At 61.7% G+C, this 18294-nt stretch carries 14 protein-coding genes and 1 pseudogene; 12 read left to right on the top strand and 3 right to left on the bottom strand.

Features of this window, described 5'->3' with window-relative positions:
• Positions 1-43: 43 nt before the first annotated feature.
• From purU to ASH00_RS12685, 8 genes and pseudogenes are all read left to right on the top strand, one after another.
• Positions 44-925 (top strand): formyltetrahydrofolate deformylase, encoded by an 882-nt coding sequence (gene purU / locus ASH00_RS12655; RefSeq protein ID WP_056548939.1) that lies wholly within the window; start codon positions 44-46, stop codon positions 923-925.
• An 18-nt stretch (positions 926-943) separates the two neighbouring features.
• Positions 944-1108 (top strand): annotated as a pseudogene (locus tag ASH00_RS16480) (DUF1737 domain-containing protein); the annotation flags it as partial.
• A 71-nt stretch (positions 1109-1179) separates the two neighbouring features.
• A complete protein-coding gene (locus ASH00_RS12660) occupies positions 1180-1701 on the top strand; it encodes a gamma carbonic anhydrase family protein (protein WP_056548941.1) in 522 nt (173 codons plus the stop codon).
• 32 nt (positions 1702-1733) lie between these two features.
• Positions 1734-2942 (top strand): ROK family transcriptional regulator, encoded by a 1209-nt coding sequence (locus tag ASH00_RS12665; protein WP_056548942.1) that lies wholly within the window; start codon positions 1734-1736, stop codon positions 2940-2942.
• A 128-nt stretch (positions 2943-3070) separates the two neighbouring features.
• The gene (gene mmsA / locus ASH00_RS12670; protein WP_056548944.1) at positions 3071-4609 is read left to right on the top strand and encodes a multiple monosaccharide ABC transporter ATP-binding protein; all 1539 of its coding nucleotides are present in this window, start codon (positions 3071-3073) and stop codon (positions 4607-4609) included.
• Positions 4610-4629: 20 nt separating this feature from the next.
• Positions 4630-5919 (top strand): multiple monosaccharide ABC transporter permease, encoded by a 1290-nt coding sequence (gene mmsB / locus ASH00_RS12675; RefSeq protein ID WP_056548945.1) that lies wholly within the window; start codon positions 4630-4632, stop codon positions 5917-5919.
• Positions 5920-5991: 72 nt separating this feature from the next.
• Complete coding sequence (locus tag ASH00_RS12680) at positions 5992-7098, top strand: substrate-binding domain-containing protein (RefSeq protein ID WP_056548946.1); 1107 nt, start codon at positions 5992-5994, stop codon at positions 7096-7098.
• Between the two features lie 143 nt (positions 7099-7241).
• The gene (locus tag ASH00_RS12685) at positions 7242-8318 is read left to right on the top strand and encodes a Gfo/Idh/MocA family protein (protein ID WP_056548947.1); all 1077 of its coding nucleotides are present in this window, start codon (positions 7242-7244) and stop codon (positions 8316-8318) included.
• Positions 8319-8399: 81 nt separating this feature from the next.
• On the opposite strand, the gene ASH00_RS12690 is transcribed toward ASH00_RS12685, so the two are convergent.
• The 3 genes from ASH00_RS12690 to purH form a co-directional block, all read right to left on the bottom strand.
• The gene (locus ASH00_RS12690) at positions 8400-9392 is read right to left on the bottom strand and encodes a bile acid:sodium symporter family protein (RefSeq protein ID WP_056548948.1); all 993 of its coding nucleotides are present in this window, start codon (positions 9390-9392) and stop codon (positions 8400-8402) included.
• Positions 9393-9619: 227 nt separating this feature from the next.
• Positions 9620-11839: an NADP-dependent isocitrate dehydrogenase gene (locus ASH00_RS12695; RefSeq protein ID WP_056548954.1), complete on the bottom strand. Its 2220-nt coding sequence runs from the start codon at positions 11837-11839 to the stop codon at positions 9620-9622.
• Positions 11840-11910: 71 nt separating this feature from the next.
• Positions 11911-13527: a bifunctional phosphoribosylaminoimidazolecarboxamide formyltransferase/IMP cyclohydrolase gene (gene purH / locus ASH00_RS12700; protein WP_200954805.1), complete on the bottom strand. Its 1617-nt coding sequence runs from the start codon at positions 13525-13527 to the stop codon at positions 11911-11913.
• A 311-nt stretch (positions 13528-13838) separates the two neighbouring features.
• Between purH and ASH00_RS12705 the strand changes: the two genes are divergently transcribed.
• From ASH00_RS12705 to ASH00_RS12720, 4 genes are all read left to right on the top strand, one after another.
• Positions 13839-14936: a hypothetical protein gene (locus ASH00_RS12705; RefSeq protein ID WP_056548959.1), complete on the top strand. Its 1098-nt coding sequence runs from the start codon at positions 13839-13841 to the stop codon at positions 14934-14936.
• Positions 14937-15010: 74 nt separating this feature from the next.
• Positions 15011-15760: a YsnF/AvaK domain-containing protein gene (locus ASH00_RS12710; protein WP_056548961.1), complete on the top strand. Its 750-nt coding sequence runs from the start codon at positions 15011-15013 to the stop codon at positions 15758-15760.
• Between the two features lie 412 nt (positions 15761-16172).
• Positions 16173-17195: a hypothetical protein gene (locus tag ASH00_RS12715; RefSeq protein ID WP_157359112.1), complete on the top strand. Its 1023-nt coding sequence runs from the start codon at positions 16173-16175 to the stop codon at positions 17193-17195.
• 324 nt (positions 17196-17519) lie between these two features.
• Positions 17520-18047 (top strand): hypothetical protein, encoded by a 528-nt coding sequence (locus tag ASH00_RS12720; RefSeq protein WP_056548965.1) that lies wholly within the window; start codon positions 17520-17522, stop codon positions 18045-18047.
• The last annotated feature ends 247 nt before the right edge of the window (positions 18048-18294 follow it).

The raw sequence follows: 18294 nt of genomic DNA on the forward strand, positions 1-18294 counted from the left end.
CGCAGCGCTGCTGTGCCACGGCCGTGCCCGGTAGCCTTGGAGCGTGACTGAAGCTGTACAGGCCGGTGTTCCCGGCAGCGCGCCGTCGTCGTTCATTCTGACGCTCTCCTGTGATGACCGGCCGGGAATTGTCCATGCCGTTTCCGGGGCGTTGGTGGCTGCTGACTGCAATATCACCGAGTCCCAGCAGTACGGCAGCCCGGACTCGGGGACGTTCTTCATGCGGGTGGCGATCACCACCCGATCGGAGCGGGGCGCCGTCGAAGCGCACCTGGCGCCGGTAGCCCAGGCGTTCGGGATGGCGTGGGGGCTGCACGCCGAAGGCACACCGGCGCGCACGCTCATCATGGCCTCCAAATCCGCCCACTGCCTCAACGACCTGCTCTTCCAGCAGCGCGCAGGGATTCTGCCGATCGAGGTGCCCGTGATTGTTTCGAACCACACGGACCTGGCTGACCTTGCCGCATTCTATGGCGTGCCTTTTCACCATGTTCCCGTCACTGCTGACGGTAAGGCTTCGGCGGAGGAACGGCTTTTGGAGCTCGTGGCCGAGCACCGGATTGAACTCGTGGTTCTTGCACGGTACATGCAGGTGCTCAGCGACTCCCTGTGCTCGCAGCTGGTGGGGCGTGCAATCAATATCCACCACTCGTTTCTGCCGTCGTTCAAGGGTGCGCGTCCCTACCACCAGGCGCACGCCCGCGGCGTGAAGCTGATCGGTGCAACTGCCCACTATGTGACCCCGGCTCTTGACGAGGGCCCCATCATCGAGCAGGAAGTCATCCGCGTCGATCACGCGCGGACGGCACCACAGCTGGCCGCGATGGGTGCGGACGTCGAAAGCCGGACGCTGGCACAGGCCGTGCAGTGGCATGCCGAGCACCGTGTGCTGCTCGATGGCACGCGGACTGTCGTCTTCAACTAGGTTCGTTCAGGAGTAAACATGGGTGATGAGACGCCACTGCGCTACCGCGTGCTGACCGGCCCCGACGACCGCGCGTTCTGCGCGCGAGTCAGCGAGGCTCTGGAGAGTGGCTACCGGCTGCATGGCTCCCCCGCCGTGACGTTCAACGGCGAGCGCGTGATCGTTGCACAGGCGGTAGTTCTGGAGGACTGAGCCGGCCTGCAGTTCCCCATTGAGAAGCTCGGCCTGAGATCCCGCGGGGATAGGCTTGGCAAATGGGACACATCATTGAATTCGGCGGTAACACTCCCTCGATCCCGGAGACCGTGTTCGTAGCGCCGACTGCTTCCGTCATCGGCAAGGCAACCTTCGGGGATAACGCCAGCGCGTTCTACGGCGCCAGTGTGCGCGCAGACACTGAGACCATCATCATCGGCGAGGGTACAAACCTGCAGGACAACGTCGTCGTGCATGCCGATCCGGGCTTCCCCGCCAGCGTGGGAGACCGCGTGAGCGTGGGGCACAGCGCCGTCGTGCATGGGTGCACGATCGGGAACGACTGCCTGATCGGCATGAGCGCCACCATCATGAACGGCGCAACCATCGGAGAGGGATCCCTGGTTGCGGCCGGCGCCGTGGTGCTCGAAGGCATGCAGGTTCCGCCGCGTTCGCTAGTGGCCGGTGTCCCGGCGAAGGTCCGCCGGGAGCTGACCGACAACGAACTGCAGGACGTCCGGGAGAACGCTTCCCGCTATCAGGAGTTGGCTGCTCTCCATCGAGTTGCGTTTACTTCTTGACGGCAACAACCTTCGTGTAGGAATCTGTAGGCATGTCCGTTGAGTCTGCCGCGCCGTCGAGGCCTGCCCCCAAGCCGAGCCTTCATAAGCCAGGTTCCCAGTCGGCTCTCCGGCAGCTCAATGAGCAAAGAATCATCCAGGCGCTTGCGACCGGTGGTCCTCAGACCCAGGCTGAACTGGCCCGCCAGACCGGGCTTTCCACGGCGACGGTCTCCAACATCGTTCGCGGTATGGCGGACTCAGGCACAGTAACAACGAGTCCCACCACCAGCTCCGGGCGCAGGGCCCTGTCCGTTGCGCTCAATGACAACGGGTCAATTGCTGTCGGCATCGACATCGGCCGAAGGCACGTGAGGGTAGTCCTTGCCGGCCCGGACTACCGTGTTCTTTGCGAGGAAGCCATCCCACTGACAGCCGGCCACACCGCGGAGGAAGGGCTCGACGCCGCCGCGGAACTCCTTGGACGGCTACTGACGGAATCGGGTACTCCCCGAAGCGCGCTACTCGGCGCCGGCATCGGAATCCCCGGCCCCATTGACCGTCGCACAGGAACCGTTGTGCAGGGCGCCATCCTGCCTGAATGGGTGGGAATCAACATCCTCGAGACGTTCAGTGAACGCCTCAGAATCCCTGTGTTCATTGACAATGACGCCAACCTCGGAGCGCTGGCGCAGGTCACCTGGGGGCCGCACAGTTCGGTGGAGAACCTGATCTTCGTGAAGATCGGCTCAGGCATCGGCGCCGGCCTGATCCTCAACGGTGCGCTGTACTACGGCAACGTCGGGATCACGGGAGAACTAGGCCACACCACCATCGACGAGCACGGCCTCATCTGTCGGTGCGGCAACCGCGGCTGCCTCGAAACCGTCGCCTCGACGGCAACCATGATCAGCCTGCTCGAGCGCACCAGCCACCGGCCGCTCACGGCGCCCGACATTGTGCAGCTCGCCCTCGGCGGAGACACCGCAACACTTCGCGTGCTTGACGATGCCGGCCTCGCGATCGGCCGCGCCATTGCCCATGTCGCCAACCTGATCAACCCCGAACTGATAGTTCTCGGCGGGTCCCTGACCGGCCTCGGCGACATCCTTCTTGACCCCGTCCGGCGCGGATTGCATCGGCATGCAGTGCCGGTTGTCGGAGAATCGACAACTGTCAGCATGGGCTCCCTCGGGGACCGCGCCGAAGCACTCGGGGGCGTCGCCGTCGTCTTGTCCCAGCCCAGCCTTAGCTCAAGCTAAGTTCTGGTTTTCCAACAGTTCGACATTATTTGCGTTCAAGACTTGACGCCAACACCCTACTCAGAGTTTACTTTTTTGGCGGACCTTTTCGGTCCAAGGACAGCGCAGTCAGTTGCGGGAAGGCCTCTATGGACAACCACACCATCCTCGAGATGCAGTCGATCACCAAGGAATTTCCCGGTGTGAAAGCACTCGATAATGTTTCCCTTTCCGTTACGGCCGGCGAGATTCACGCGATCTGCGGTGAAAACGGTGCTGGAAAATCCACGCTGATGAAAGTGCTCTCCGGGCTCTATCCTTACGGCGACTACCAGGGTCAGATTGTCTTCCAGGGCAAGGAGATGCAGTTCAGGGACATTCGTTCCAGCGAAGCCGCCGGAATCGTGATCATCCACCAGGAACTCGCGCTGATCCCCGAGCTGTCCATCGCCGAGAATATTTTCCTCGGCAATGAGCCCACACGCTTCGGGGTGATCGACTGGGACAAGGTCAACCTCTCCGCCGTCGAACTCCTGGCCCGCGTCGGGCTGAGCGAGGACCCGACTACCAAGATCAAGGACATCGGGGTCGGCAAGCAGCAGCTGGTCGAAATCGCCAAGGCCCTCAGCAAGTCCGTTAAGCTGCTCATCCTCGATGAGCCCACAGCCGCACTCAACGAAGCTGACTCCCAGCATCTGCTGGATCTGATGTCCGGACTGCGCTCCAAGGGCATCTCGTGCATCATGATCTCCCACAAGCTCAACGAGATCGAGCAGATTGCGGACTCCATCACAATCATCCGTGACGGCAAGGCAATCGAAACCCTGCATATCAAGAACGACGGCGTGGACGAGGACCGCATCATCCGCGGCATGGTCGGACGCTCTCTCGAGTCCCGTTTCCCTGACCACACCCCGAAGATCGGCGAAACGTTTTTCGAGGTGCGCAACTGGACGGTGGGCCACCCCAACGTTGCCGACCGCCTGGTCTGCAAGAACTCCAGCTTCAAGGTGCGGCGCGGGGAGATCGTCGGCTTCGCCGGCCTGATGGGCGCCGGGCGCACGGAACTGGCCCGTTCCGTGTTTGGCCGCTCCTACGGCAACTTCAAGTCCGGCCAGATTTTCAAGGACGGCAAGGAAGTCACCTACAAGTCCGTCCCCCAGGCAATCGAAGCGGGCCTCGCTTATGTCACCGAGGACCGCAAATCGCTTGGACTGAACCTCCTGGATGACATCAAGACCACCACCGTCTCCGCAAACCTCAAAAAGATCACGCACAACTTCGTGGTGGACAACGATGAGGAGTACCGCGTGGCGGAGGAATACCGGAAGTCGCTGCGGACCAAGACACCGAGCGTCAACGAGGGTGTGGCCAAATTATCCGGCGGCAACCAGCAGAAGGTGGTGCTGTCGAAATGGATGTTCACCGATCCGGATTTGCTCATTCTTGACGAGCCGACCCGCGGCATCGACGTAGGCGCCAAGTACGAGATCTACGGCATCATCCAGAAGCTCGCAGACCAGGGCAAGGGCGTGATCGTCATTTCCTCAGAGCTCCCGGAACTCCTCGGTCTCTCAGACCGCATCTACACCATTTTCGAAGGCTCCATCACCGGCGAGGTGACCCGTGAGCAAGCCAGCCAGGAATCCCTGATGAAACTCATGACCGCCAGCAGAAAATCTGCCTGACCGAATCCCTAGGACGCACCATGAATTCCCTCAAGCGAATGTTCGGCGGCAACACCCGGCAGTTCGGGATGATTTTCGCCCTGATCGCCCTGATTCTGTTCTTCCAATGGCAGACCGGCGGCAACACACTCACACCGACCAACGTCATCAACCTTTTCAACGGCAACGCGTACATCCTGATCCTGGCAATCGGCATGGTGCTGGTCATCATCGCGGGCCACATCGACCTCTCGGTCGGGTCCGTGGCAGCCTTCGCCGGCGTCGTCGTCGCCATCTCCATCCGCGACTGGGGCATCCCCTGGTACCTCGGGATCGTGCTCGGGCTTGTCCTCGGTGCACTGATCGGAGCGTGGCAGGGATTCTGGGTTGCCTACGTGGGCATACCGGCGTTCATCGTGACCCTGGCGGGCATGCTCCTGTTCCGTGGAGCGAACCAGTACGTGGGCGAATCAAACACCATTCCCGTACCTGAGGCGTTCCAGTTCATCGGGGCCGGCTACCTCCCCGAGGTGGGACCCGTCACGGGATATAACAACCTCACGGTGCTCCTGGGTCTGCTCGCTGTGGGCTTCTTCGTGTACCAGGAGTTCAGCAACCGCCGCCGCACCGCGCAGATCGGCTCAGAGGTGCAGCCGCTGTGGATCTCCGTGGCGAAACTCGTCCTCCTCGCCGCCGCCATCCTGTATGTCACGTCCCTGTTCGCCACCGGCCGCCCGGGAACGTCCTTCCCTATTCCCGGGCTCATCCTCGCTGTCCTGGTAATCATCTTTGCGTTCATCTCGAACAAGACCGTGGTCGGTCGCCATGTGTATGCCGTCGGTGGCAACCGCCACGCGGCCGAGCTCTCCGGTGTGCAGAGCAAGCGCGTGAACTTCCTGGTGATGATGAACATGTCCATCCTTGCGGCCCTCGCCGGAATGATCTTCGTGGGCCGTTCCACAGCATCGGGCCCCTTCGATGGCGTGGGCTGGGAACTCGATGCGATCGCGGCAGTGTTCATTGGCGGCGCAGCAGTGACCGGTGGCGTGGGAACGGTGATCGGCTCCGTGATCGGCGGCCTCGTCATGGCCGTCCTGAACAACGGCCTGCAGCTGATGGGCATCGGCGCCGACATGACACAGATCATCAAGGGTCTCGTGCTGCTGATCGCAGTCGCGTTTGATGTGTACAACAAGAGCCAGGGGAAACCCTCCATCATTGGGCTGCTCACCCGAAACTTCGGCGGCGGGCGAAACAAGCCCGATGCGCCGTCAGCGCCCGAGGAAAACCCCGCAGCCCGGGAGGCAGTGGGCACAAAGCAGGTCCTCTAGAACCGATCCGCCGGTTCTGGCCAAAACCTTTCACTGACAACCAAAGCAAGATGCTAAAGAAAGAGAAATCGAATGCGTAACTTCGCAAAATCACTTGCAGCACTCACTGCAATTTCAGCATTGGCGCTGACATCCTGTGGCCGCGAGGATCCCGGTACGGCAACCGGGACCGCCGGCGGCACCGAGACCGCCTGCGAAGGGTTCGAGGAAGGCGCCGCCATCGGTGTAGCGCTGCCCCAGAAGACCTCGGAGAACTGGGTCCTGGCCGAGCAGCTGTTTAACGATGGCCTGACCGAAGCTGGGTACGAGCCGTCCGTCCAGTTTGCCAATGGCGGCGTGGCGGAGCAGCAAGCCCAGATCAGCTCAATGATCACCAACGGCGTGGAGGTCCTCGTGGTCGGTGCGATCGACGGCGCACAACTGGGCAACCAGCTGCAGCAAGCCAAGGACGCCGGGATCACGGTCCTCGCCTATGACCGTCTGCTCACCAACACCGAAAACGTGGACTACTACGTGGCCTATGACAACTTCAAGGTCGGTGAGCTGCAGGGCCAGGCACTCCTGGACGGGTTGGCTGAGCGCAAGGGTGAAGGTCCTTACAACATCGAACTGTTTGCGGGCTCTCCCGATGACGCAAATGCGCAGGTCTTCTTCGACGGCGCCATGAGCGTCCTTCAGCCGAAGATCGACGACGGCACGCTCAATGTCGTCTCAGGCCAGACCTCCTTTGACCAGGCAGTGACCCAGGGCTGGAAGGCCGAGAACGCGCAGCGTCGCATGGATACCCTCCTCAGCGGTAACTACGCCTCCGAGGAATTGCATGGCGTGCTCTCACCGAATGACACGCTGGCACGCGCCGTCCTCACCTCGGTTGCGGCTGCAGGAAAGGATACGCCGGTTGTCACCGGCCAGGACTCCGAGGTGGAATCGGTCAAGTCGATCATGGCAGGTGAGCAGTACTCCACCATCAACAAGGACACCAGCAATCTGGTGGAGCAGACCATCACGATGGTTGAAGCCATCGGCGCCTGTGAAGAGGTCGAGGTCAATGACACCGAGTCCTACGACAACGGCGTGAAGGTTGTCCCTGCATACCTGCTGGAACCGCAGATCGTCACCCAGGAAAACGCGGCAGAAGCGTACGCCGATGACCCCGCGCTCGCTGAGCTGGTCAAGTAGCCAACTCCAGGAAGATCCCCGGCCGCATCTTCGCGGTCGGGGATCTTTTTTCTTGGCGCCGCTGGTTCTTTCAAAGGGGCACCGCGGACGTACCTCTGCCGTAACGGGTGGACGGGCCCTCTTGCATTCGGAAGTATGAAGGAATGACGACAAACCTCCGCTTCCCTGTGCCCCCGTGCGTCGCGCCGGACGCGCCCTCGCCTTTCGTCGCTACCGGCGCGCCGCTGCGCTGGGGCGTGGTTGCCACGGGCGGGATCGCGCGCAAAGTAACCGAGGACATCGCCCGCCTCGATGACGCCGTGCTGCAGGCGGTGAGCTCACGGACGGAGGATCGGGCGCGCAGCTTCGCCGACACGCACGGCTTCGCAACCGTCCATTACGACGACTGCGGCTCCCGCGGTTTCGAGCTGTTGGCTGAGGATCCGGACGTAGACGTCGTCTATGTGGCGACTCCGCATGGCCAGCACTACGAGGTATGCAAGGCACTGCTTTCCGCCGGCAAACACGTCCTGTGCGAGAAAGCCTTCACCGTCAACGCGCGTGAGGCGGAAGAGCTCATCAACCTCGCCCACGAGAAGCGGGTGTTCCTCATGGAGGCGGTATGGACCCGCTTCCTTCCCAGCGTGAACCGAGCGTGGGACATCATTCACTCAGGCGAACTCGGCGACATCCGCTGGGTGCAGGCGGACCTCGGCTTCCCCGCTGCCTATAGCCCCGAAGCCCGTCTGTGGGACCCGCTCGCCGGGGGCGGAGCGCTGCTGGATCTCACGGTTTACCCATCCACGTGGGCGCTGGGCTCGCTGGGCTTCCCCACCTCGGTTGCGGCCGAAGGCACACTCAACGACGACGGCGTGGACGCGCAGAACGCGCTGACCCTCACCTACGCACGCGGCGCGCAGGCCCAGCTGTCGTCGTCGTTGTTGGCTTCGGGCCCCAGCCAGGCCACCGTCGCCGGAAGCAAAGGGTGGCTGCGCACGTCCGCTCCGCTTCACAACCCGCGGGAACTGTACGTGCATCCGCACGGCGGTGAAGCGCGGGTCGAGAAGTTCGAACAGGCAGGGAACGGGTACGCGTACGAGCTGCGCGAAACAACGCGCTGCATTCAGGAGGGTCTTCTTGAAAGTCCCACCATGCCGCTGCAGCACACGCTCGACACCATGCGGATGTTCGACGGCGTCCGGGCTCAGCTGGGCCTCCGGTATGCCAACGACGACCGGTAGCGGCCACCATCACCGTGAATAGGCAGGACACGCCCCTTATCCCGCGGGAAAAGGGCGTGTCCTGCCTATTCAACGAGGGACTTAGCTCGCGAGGTTCGTTTCCGGTGCCGGCTGCTGTGCAGCGTCGCCCACACCGCGGCGCCGCCAGTACGCTGCCAGGAGTGCCCCGGATACGTTATGCCAGACCGAGAATATTGCTGCAGGCAGGGCTGACTCGGGCGTCATGTGGGTCCGGGCGAGACCCGCTGCGAGTCCCGAGTTCTGCATTCCAACCTCGATTGCAGTGGTGCGTCTGGCTGGAATCGGCAGCTTGAAGGCCCGTGCGGCTGCATAGCCGAGCGCATACCCGAGGCCGTTGTGCAGTACTACTGCGAGCAGCACCAGCAGGCCCGCCGAGAAGATTGCTTCGGCGCTCAGACCGACTACAGCCATGACCACCAATGTGATTGCGGCGACCGAGATCCAGGGCAGCACGGGAAGCGCGGCGACCACAAGACGTGGCAGGAACAGCCGTGCAGCCAGGCCGAGTGCCACCGGAATCAGCACGATCTGCACAATGGACCACGCCATGGCACCGGCATCGACCGGTAGGTATTGTCCTGCCAGCCAGAGGGTCAGCAGCGGGGTCAGCAGCGGAGCAAGCAGCGTCGACACGGTTGTCATGGCGACAGACAGTGCCACATCACCCTTGGCGAGGTAGGACACCACATTGGACGCCGTGCCGCCCGGGCAGCAACCAACGAGGATCACTCCGGCGGCCAGTGCGGCGGGAAGTCCCAGCACGGAGACCACCAGGAGTCCCAGCAGCGGCATCACCACGAACTGCGCAACCACGCCGATAACCACCGGAATCGGTCGTCTGGCGATCATTGCGAAATCCGGCGGCGTCAGGGTCAGGCCCATACCGAACATGATCACCCCGAGAAGAGGGTTGATCGCCGGCGCAAGACCGGTGAACGCCGTCGGTATCATCAGTGCGACGGCACCGCCGCCCAGCACCAGCAACGGAAAAATGGTAACTGCGATGCGCGCGTTGCGTTCCTCAGCGGACGCAGCCGGATGTAGCGATTTCATGCTTCAAGAAGTAACACGAGCATTTCACCGTCGTCGTATCCGGCCCAGAATTGTTACGAAAGGCACCTAATGTAGGCTCCGCACAGGTTCCGACAGAACAGTTCTTCTGAGGCTTCTTGAGCAGCGGCTGGCGCATCGCCGGTCAGGCGGGACGGCCGGATTTTCTACACGCAAAAAGCCCCGCACCTGCGAGCGAATCGCGGGTGCGGGGCGTTCTGCATATGGTCTTAGCCGAGGGTCGAGAGGACTTCAGTGAACTTCTGCGACGGCCGCATCGCGGCCACCACCTTGGTGATGTCCGGGTGGTAGTAGCCGCCGATATCCACCGGTGTTCCCTGGACTGCGAGCAGTTCCGACAGGATGGTGTCTTCGCTGGACGTCAGCTGTTCCGCCACTGCCGAGAATGCCGCTGCGAGCTCGGCGTCCTCGTTCTGGCTTGCGAGCTCTTTGGCCCAGAACTGGGCAAGGTAGAAGTGGCTTCCACGGTTGTCGAGTTCGCCGACCTTGCGGCTCGGTGATTTGTTCTCCAGGAGGAAGGTAGCCGTTGCACGGTCGAGTGTGTCCGCCAGGATCTGGGCACGCGCATTTCCTGCTGTGGTGGCAAGGTGCTCGAAGCTGACCGCAAGCGCAAGGAACTCGCCGAGGCTGTCCCAGCGCAGGTGATTCTCGCGGACGAGTTGCTGGACATGCTTGGGAGCAGAACCACCCGCACCCGTCTCGAAGAGGCCGCCGCCGTTGATCAGGGGAACGATGGAGAGCATCTTGGCGCTGGTGCCCAGTTCAAGAATGGGGAACAGGTCGGTGAGGTAGTCCCGCAGTACGTTTCCTGTGACGGAAATGGTGTCTTCGCCCTTGCGGATTCGTTCGAGGGTGAATGCGGTTGCCTTCACCGGCGAGAGGATCTCCAACTGGAGACCCTCGGTGTCGTGCTCCTCGAGGTACTCGTTCACCTTGGCGATCAGGTTGGCGTCATGCGCGCGCTCCTCATCAAGCCAGAACACGGCCGGCGTTGCTGACGCACGGGCTCTCGTGACCGCGAGCTTGACCCAGTCGCGGATGGCGACGTCCTTGGTCTGGCACGCACGCCAGATGTCACCCGGCTCGACCTCGTGCTCGATCAGGATGTCACCGGAATTATCCACAATCTGGACCTTGCCCGGCGTCTCAATTTCGAAAGTCTTGTTGTGGCTGCCGTATTCCTCGGCGGCCTGGGCCATCAGGCCGACGTTCGGCACGGTGCCCATGGTGGTGGGATCGAACGCACCGTTGGCGCGGCAGTCGTCAAGCACTACCTGGTAGATGCCCGCGTACGAGCTGTCCGGCAGCACTGCGAGAGTGTCTGCTTCTTCTCCATCCGGGCCCCACATGTGACCGGAGGTTCGGATCATCGCGGGCATGGAAGCGTCGACGATGACGTCGCTCGGAACGTGCAGGTTGGTGATCCCCTTGTCCGAATCCACCATCGCCAGCTTCGGTCCGTTCTCGATGCCCTTGCGGACGGCAGCTTCCACCTCTTCGCGGGTGCCGGACGGCAGCTTCTCGAGGCCGCTCAGGATGGAGCCGAGCCCGTTATTGGGGCTGAGGCCTGCTGCTTGGAGCTGGTCGCCGTAGGCCTCGAAGACCTCGGGCAGGAAAGCCCGGACAATGTGGCCGAAGATGATTGGGTCTGAGACTTTCATCATGGTGGCCTTGAGGTGTGCGGAGAACAGCACACCGTCATTCTTTGCGCGCTCAACCTGAGCTGCAAGGAACTCGTCCAGGGCGGCCGCACGCATGACGGTTCCGTCGATAACCTCGCCGGCGAGGACCGGGAACGCCTTTTTCAGAACGTTCACCGTGCCGTCCTGTGTAACGTGCTGAATGGTCAGCGAGTCGTCGGAGGACATGACGACTGACTTCTCATTGGACCGGAAGTCGCCCTCGCTCATGGTAGCGACGTTGGTCTTGGAATCGGCTGACCACGCGCCCATGGTGTGCGGGTTCTTGCGGGCGTAGTTCTTCACCGACTGGGGCGCGCGGCGGTCTGAGTTGCCCTCGCGAAGCACCGGGTTGACGGCCGAGCCCTTGATTTTGTCATACCGGGCTCGGACGTCGGATTCCTCATCGCTGGAGGGGCTGTCCGGGTAGTCCGGCAGTGCGTAACCCTGGCCTTGAAGCTCCGCGATAGCTGCCTTCAGCTGCGGCACTGAAGCGCTGATGTTCGGGAGTTTGATGATGTTTGCTTCGGGCTTGGTGGCCAGTTCTCCCAGCTCGCTGAGCGCGTCACCGATGCGCTGTTCCTCGGTCAGGTAGTCGCCGAACGTCGCAATGATGCGCCCGGCCAGCGAAATGTCGCGGGTCTCCACCTCTACCCCGGCGGTCGACGCGAAAGCCTCGATGATCGGCAGGAACGAGTACGTGGCCAGCATCGGCGCTTCGTCGGTGTGGGTATAGATGATTTTAGCCATGGTGAGGCGTCTCCTGAGGGCTCTTTTTGTACTGAGTCTGTTGGTGCTTCAACTGTGTCTAACGTACCGGTTTAGTGGAAGAAGTGGCGTGCTCCGGTGAAGTACATGGTGATGCCCGCCGCATTCGCCGCATCGATGACTTCCTGGTCGCGTACCGATCCTCCGGGCTGAACGACCGCGCGCACACCGGCGTCGACGAGGATCTGCAGACCGTCCGCGAACGGGAAGAACGCGTCCGACGCCGCTACCGCACCACGCGCGCGTTCGTTACCCTCACCCGCGAGCGAGTTTGCCCGCTCCACCGCAAGCTTGCAGGAATCCAGCCGGTTTACCTGTCCCATTCCGACGCCGACGGCGGCACCATCGCGGGCGAGCAGGATTGCGTTGGACTTCGCGGCACGGCAGGCAGTCCAGGCGAAAGCGAGGTCCGCCAAAGTTGCGGTGTCCGCTGCCTCGCCCGCCGCGAGTGTCCAGTTCCCGGGGTCATCTCCGTCGGCGTTCACGGTGTCCGTGACCTGGATCAGGACGCCGCCGGAAACCTGACGGATCTCGGTCGGGTAGCGATCGTAGCCCTCGGGCAGGGCGAGCAGGCGGATGTTTTTCTTCTGGGAAAGTATCTCAACCGCTTCGGGCTCGAATCCGGGGGCGATGACAACCTCGGTGAAAATGTCCTTCACCGTCCTTGCCATTCCGGCCGTCACAGTACGGTTAGCTGCGATCACGCCGCCGAACGCGGATACGGGATCGCAGGCGTGCGCCTTGGCGTGGGCATCCGCGATGGGATCTGTTGCGGTTGATGAGCCGACTGCAACACCACAAGGGTTGGCGTGTTTGATGATGGCCACGGCCGGCTCACGGAAGTCGTAGGCCGCACGCAACGCGGCATCGGCGTCGACGAAGTTGTTGTAGCTCATTGCCTTGCCGTGCAACTGGTCCGCCTGCGCAATTCCCACAGGAGCGGCCTTGTCCACGTAGAGCGCTGCCTGCTGATGCGGGTTTTCGCCGTAGCGCAGTACCTCCGAGCGCTCCAGCGCCAGACCGGCGTAGGCAGGCCAGTCAATCAGGCCGTCGTCGTCCTCGTCCTGGAACTGCGTTGCCGTCCAGGTGGCGACCGCATTGTCATAGGCGGCGGTGTGAGCGAAGGCGCGTGCGGCCAGCTGCCGGCGGGTTTTCAGATCAAAGCCGCCTTCGCCGGCGGCGCGAACAACACTGCCGTAGAACGTCGGATCCACCACGATGCTGACGGCGGCATGATTCTTGGCTGCCGAGCGCACCATAGCGGGGCCGCCGATGTCGATCTGCTCGACGACGTCGTCCGCTGAGGCGCCGGAACGCACTGTTTCAACGAACGGATAGAGGTTGACCACTACCAGGTCGAAGGCTTCGATCTCCATTTCGGCGAGGGTGTCCATGTGGGCCGGGACACGTCGGTCAGCCAGAATCCCGCCATGCACGCGCGGGTGAAGCGTCTTCACCCGGCCGTCGAGCATTTCCGGTGAACCTGTGACTTCCTCGACCTGCTGCACGGGGATGCCTGCCGCCGCGATGGTCTTGGCAGTAGACCCGGTGGACACAATGCGGACGCCGGCGTTGTGCAGCCCCTGAGCAAGTTCCTCCAGACCGGTCTTGTCATAGACGGAAATCAGCGCTCGGCGGATGGGAACACGGTCAAGGTTGGTCAAGGTCACGCAGGTCTCCAAGGGGAATGAGTGCGGTGGAATCATCTCCAGTCTAAAAGGGCGGGAGTCCGGGCAGGAAATAACGCGCAAATAACGATCAGCGGCGTGAAACCTTAATGTTCGAAACCGTGCTTTCCCAATTGGACCTGCTCGCAGGCCTGCCATGGCGCCTGTGTGGCAACCTTCCCCCGTTGCACAGCGTCCGCGGACGGTTGATAACAGACAGGTCTCATCGGTTGGAGTGAAGTACTAAGCACGCTTACGTAGATAGGGATCCGGCGCTTCGGCGCCACAATCCACCGATAGAGGAGGAATACCCAATGACTACGCACAAGCAGATGAGCCGAACCCGCAAGCTTGCCATGGCAGGCATCCTGCCGATTGCCGCCCTGAGCCTCGCAGGCTGCAACAGCACCTCGGGCACCGAAGAGGGCGCTGACGTCGAAGACGTGGTCGAGGAAGAAGACGCTGTAGACGCCGAATCAGGACCATACGACGGCGTCTATGACACAGACTTCTACGAAGCCTACGACAGCTACGTCGGTGAGGAAGTGACCCTCTCAGCTGACGTGAACGAGATCGTCTCCGAGAAGTCCTTCACCATTGCCGGAACCGATGACACGACAGTCGAGGCGCTTCTCGTCATTGCCGAGGGCGAGATGGAGGAAGTGACACCCGGCCTGACGGTTTCCGTCACCGGCACCGTGATGGAGTCCTTCGACCTGCCGACCGTTGAGGAAGAAACCGGCCTTGACCTCGACGAGCGTCGACACCTCGGTGGACGCAGACAGCTAGCAACACCGCCCGCCGGCCAATCACACGGGTTGGCCGGCGGGCCCCACAGAGAAGAATCCCGATCCACAAAAGGAGGAGTCATGGGCACGATGAGTAAGCAGAATTGGATGAAGAAAGCAGCGGCGCTGTCGATCCTTCCTATCACCGCACTTGGCGTGGCAGGCTGCAACAGCACCTCCGGGCCTGAGACAGGCACGGATGTCGAGGACATCGTCGAAGAAGATGAACTGATCGATGAGGAAGACGTCGCTGAGGAAGCGGATCCCGCCCTTGAACCGTACGACGGCGCCTACGATCAGGACTTCTACGACGATGCTGAGAATTACGTGGGCCAGGAAGTAACCGTCTCAGCGGACGTAACGGCGACGCTCACGGATGATTCCTTCGTGATCGCGGGCGGTCCGGACACCACCGTCGATCCGCTGCTGGTGATCGAGGAACAGGAAATTCCTCCCCTCGACCTGGGCCAGGCCGTCAAGCTTACCGGAACCGTCGAGCAGGCCTTCGACGTCGCTGCCGTCGAGGAGGAGTTCGGAATCGACCTGGAGGATGAACTGTACGCCGACTACGTCGGCGATCCCTACCTCGCCGTCACGAGCGCCGAAATCCTCGAAGAGGAGTAATCAGCTACACAGACCTCTCCAGACAAGACGCTTTCCGCAGTGAAGGCACCCTCTACTGAGTGAAGGAGAACATCATGATCACCCAGAACGATATTTCCCGCATCCTCGATTCCAAAGGCAACGTCCTCGACTTCGACGGCAACAAGGTCGGCTCGGTCGGAGAAATTTACGTCGATGACCGTACCGGCAACCCGAGCTGGGTCACGGCCAACACGGGGCTCTTCGGATCGAAGGAGTCTTTTGCACCGCTTGACGGCGCAACGCTCGAGGGCGACGACGTGCGGGTGGGCTACACCAAGGCCACCATCAAGGACGCCCCGCAGGTAGCTCCCGACGCGCACTTGAGCGAGCTGGAGGAAGCCGAGCTATACCGCTATTACGGCATAGCGGACGGGGACTACGTTTCGGATCCCAACTCCGTCGGTCGCGACACCTCGGGGCGGGTGACGGATGACTCAATGACCCGTTCTGAGGAGCAGCTCCACGTAGGCACGGAGCGGCAGGAGACCGGACGGGCTCGTCTGCGCAAGTTCGTCGTTACGGAGAATGTCACTAAAACGGTCCCGGTCCAGCGTGAAGAGGTGCGCGTCGAGCGAGAGCCGATCACCGAAGCCAACCGCGGTGATGCCCTCAGCGGCCAGGGCGTAAGTGAGGACGAGCATGAGGTGGTCCTCCACGAGGAGCGACCCGTCGTAGATAAGGAAGCTGTGCCGGTGGAGCGCGTCCGTCTGAACAAGGACACGGTCACCGAAGAGCAGACCGTGAATGAGGAAGTCCGAAAGGAACAAATCGACACCGACGACATCGACCGTAACCGCCGCTAACCGGCGGTCGGTGACGCTGGCGCATATCAATCCATAACCCGCGCATCGGGCCGTCCTGCCAGTGTCGGTTCTTGCACACGAAGGAGGAGTCATGAACAACGCACCGATGAATTCCTGGTGGAGGAAGATTGCAGTTGCGGCACTGTTGCCACTTGCCGCGGTGGGAGTCGTCGGCTGCGATGATCGGCCGTTGAGGAAGAGGTAGTCGACGAGGAAGTTGTTGAAGAGGACGATTAGAACCTCTTACGCGAATCTTCCCTCAGAGAACATCATGAAAACGGCCGGCCGGAAACTACTCCCGGCCGGCCGCTTTCGCATCTGAACCCGGATCCGGGTCGGAGCTTCGATTGGAAACATTGTGGGCCAAGTCACGGTTGGATTGATAGCAGACCCAGGTCTGCCTGAAAAGATCATGCACCAGCTCAAGAGCAAACTCGCCAACGAACTGCGGCATGGGACGGATGATGCCGAAGTTTGGAAGGTACATACGAAGCGCGAGAAGCTGCCGCTTAATTCCGAGGGAGAAATTCCATTCTTCTCCCTGACGAAAAGGCTGAAGAACGAGAACGGCTGGGACTACCTCTTCTATCTGACTGACTTGCCAAGGGCCGCAGACGGAGAACCGATGCTTGTGGAGATAGACCACGAGATGAGCGGCGCACTGATCTCCCTTCCGGTGCTGGGCGCCGTTGGCGTTCAAGCTAAAGCGCGCAGACTCATCCTGGCGCTGGTCCATGCCCTGAGGGCAGAGCCATTGGCGACCGCTTTCCACCAACTCGATGGGGTGGGCCTGGGCAGGACTTCCTACCACCCCGGAGAGGAGCGGGACAAGCCGAGCTACCTCACGACGTCGGGCAGGTCCGGCCGCTTTCGATTACTGGTGGGGATGGTCCGCAACAATCGGCCGGGGCGGCTACTGCCGGCCCTGTCGAGTTGCATCGCAGCGGCGGCAGCTTCGGGAGCCTTCGGCATCTTCTATGCAGCCATCTGGAACATGGCCGACGCACTTTCCCCGCTCCGGTTGTTCATGATCAGCGTCTTGAGCATCGGCGCGCTGAGTGCCTGGCTGATCATGCACAACGGACTGTGGAGCAAGACGAAGCGGCACAGCAAATGGGACATCAACGAGGCCAGACGTGACAACGCAGCCACCATCATCACCGTGTACCTGAGCGTGACGATAATGTACCTGGTCCTGTATGGAATGCTCCTGGCCGGCTCCATAGCAGTCATCTCCACGAGCTACCTCCAGTCCCAATTGGGGCATCCAGTGGGCTTCCTCGACTACGCCACCTTGTCCTGGTTGGCGGCATCGCTTGGCACGATCGCCGGAGCATTGGGGTCGAATTTCGATCAGGACGAAGCAATCCGCGAAGCGACGTACAGCCGGCGGCAGCACGAACGCAGAAAGCTCGCCGAGTCATACGAGGACTGAGATGGCGCGAGCCGTGCACCCGTAGTGAACGTCAAAGACAGTACAACACCTGAAGTAACGCCGGAATAACGATGCCTGTTGCCGTTCCTTGATGTTCTTCGCCGTCCTCGGGCGTCGACTTCCCAGACACGCCCGCGATAGAGCTGATCAGCTTCGGGCTTACCGGTGAAGCAGTCTCGAAAGTCTTAGTTACAGAACAGTCACGCTGGTTGAGGGCAAACTACTAAGCATGCTTACGTAGCAATTGAACGGGCAGCAAGGACCTTCCCACCAGGCATTGCACTGGAGTCCGAGCGCCGTCCACCAATAGAGGAGGAATACCCAATGACTACGCACAAGCAGATGAGCCGCACCCGCAAGCTTGCCATGGCAGGCATCCTGCCGATCGCCGCCTTGAGCCTCGCAGGGTGTAACAGCACCTCAGGTACAGAAGCGGGCGCTGACGTCGAAGATGTGGTCGAGGAGGAAGAAGCCGTTGACGCCGGCGCAGCCGTAGAACCCTACGAGGGTGCCTACGACACCGGGTTCTATGAGGACTACGAGAGCTACGTCGGTGAGGAAGTGACCCTTTCGGCGGACGTGAACGAGATCGTCTCGGAGAAGTCCTTCACCATTGCCGGAACCGATGACACGACAGTCGAGGCGCTTCTCGTCATTGCCGAGGGCGAGATGGAAGAAGTGACACCCGGCCTGACGGTTTCCGTCACCGGCACCGTGATGGAGTCCTTCGACCTGCCGACCGTTGAGGAAGAAACCGGCCTTGACCTCGACGACGAAGCGTTCGTTGACTTCGACGGCGAGAACTACGTCGTTGCCGAGAGCGTCGACACCTCGGTGGACGCAGACAGCTAGCAACACCGCCCGCCGGCCAATCACACGGGTTGGCCGGCGGGCCCCACAGAGAAGAATCCCGATCNGACACCCGGCCTGACGGTTTCCGTCACCGGCACCGTGATGGAGTCCTTCGACCTGCCGACCGTTGAGGAAGAAACCGGCCTTGACCTCGACGACGAAGTATTCGTTGACTTCGACGGCGAGAACTACGTCGTCGCCGAGACAGTCGACACCTCCGTGGACGCCGACAGCTAACCACATCACC

Origin of the sequence: Arthrobacter sp. Soil782 (genome assembly GCF_001428435.1) — a bacterium.
In the GTDB taxonomy this organism is placed as follows: domain Bacteria; phylum Actinomycetota; class Actinomycetes; order Actinomycetales; family Micrococcaceae; genus Arthrobacter_D; species Arthrobacter_D parietis.

What these genes read in the sequence shown, in the direction of transcription:
- ASH00_RS12660 (WP_056548941.1), top strand. Translation starts at nt 1,180, where the DNA reads ATGGGACACATCATTGAATTCGGCGGTAACACTCCCTCGATCCCGGAG.
- ASH00_RS12665 (WP_056548942.1), top strand. Translation starts at nt 1,734, where the DNA reads ATGTCCGTTGAGTCTGCCGCGCCGTCGAGGCCTGCCCCCAAGCCGAGC.
- mmsA (WP_056548944.1), top strand. Translation starts at nt 3,071, where the DNA reads ATGGACAACCACACCATCCTCGAGATGCAGTCGATCACCAAGGAATTT.
- mmsB (WP_056548945.1), top strand. Translation starts at nt 4,630, where the DNA reads ATGAATTCCCTCAAGCGAATGTTCGGCGGCAACACCCGGCAGTTCGGG.
- ASH00_RS12680 (WP_056548946.1), top strand. Translation starts at nt 5,992, where the DNA reads ATGCGTAACTTCGCAAAATCACTTGCAGCACTCACTGCAATTTCAGCA.
- ASH00_RS12685 (WP_056548947.1), top strand. Translation starts at nt 7,242, where the DNA reads ATGACGACAAACCTCCGCTTCCCTGTGCCCCCGTGCGTCGCGCCGGAC.
- ASH00_RS12690 (WP_056548948.1), bottom strand. Translation starts at nt 9,392, where the DNA reads ATGAAATCGCTACATCCGGCTGCGTCCGCTGAGGAACGCAACGCGCGC.
- ASH00_RS12695 (WP_056548954.1), bottom strand. Translation starts at nt 11,839, where the DNA reads ATGGCTAAAATCATCTATACCCACACCGACGAAGCGCCGATGCTGGCC.
- ASH00_RS12705 (WP_056548959.1), top strand. Translation starts at nt 13,839, where the DNA reads ATGACTACGCACAAGCAGATGAGCCGAACCCGCAAGCTTGCCATGGCA.
- ASH00_RS12710 (WP_056548961.1), top strand. Translation starts at nt 15,011, where the DNA reads ATGATCACCCAGAACGATATTTCCCGCATCCTCGATTCCAAAGGCAAC.
- ASH00_RS12715 (WP_157359112.1), top strand. Translation starts at nt 16,173, where the DNA reads ATGCACCAGCTCAAGAGCAAACTCGCCAACGAACTGCGGCATGGGACG.
- ASH00_RS12720 (WP_056548965.1), top strand. Translation starts at nt 17,520, where the DNA reads ATGACTACGCACAAGCAGATGAGCCGCACCCGCAAGCTTGCCATGGCA.